General features: G+C 50.0%; 1 protein-coding gene. It reads left to right on the top strand.

From position 1 onward, the window contains the following. A partial coding sequence (locus tag R8O11_RS27270; protein WP_318194884.1) for a nucleotidyltransferase domain-containing protein occupies positions 1-742 on the top strand: 742 nt, incomplete at both ends.

Raw genomic sequence — 742 nt, 5'->3', positions numbered from 1 at the left:
CATTAGTGGCCGTGGGCGGATATGGTCGCGGTGAACTGCATCCGTTGTCCGACATAGACATTCTTGTTCTCTCTAACAACAAACTGCCGACTGCGTTAGAAGCGAAAATCAGCGAATTTATTACCTTACTATGGGACTTAAAACTGGAAGTTGGCCATGCGGTTCGCACTGTCAATGAATGTGCACAAATCGGTCGTGACGATCTAACGGTTGCCACTAACCTACAAGAAGCACGTCTGCTTTGTGGCAGCGAAGACACATTCCAAGCTTTAAAAAAAGTCGTGCTATCCGACTCTTTCTGGCCGAGCGAAACCTTCTACCGCGCAAAAATCCAAGAACAACGCGAACGTCATGCTCGCTACCACGATACGACCTATAACTTAGAGCCCGATATCAAATCGACCCCAGGAGGTCTTCGCGATATTCACACTTTGAGCTGGGTAGCGCGTCGTCACTTTGGCGCCACATCTCTGCTAGAGATGAGCCGTTACGGCTTTCTTACCGATGCGGAATACCGCGAACTGGTGGAGTGTCAGGACTTCTTGTGGCGTGTCCGCTTTGCGCTGCACATTGAACTTCGCCGATACGACAACCGTTTGACCTTCGCACATCAAGCACAAGTGGCCGAAAACCTCGGTTATGTTGGTGAAGGCAATCGCGGCGTCGAAATGATGATGAAGGAGTTCTACCGTACCCTTCGTCGTGTGGCAGAGTTGAATAAGATGCTACTCAAGCTGTTCGA

The sequence above is a fragment of the Vibrio sp. 1288 genome (assembly GCF_033344475.1).
This window is presented reverse-complemented; position numbering and strand designations above follow the sequence as displayed.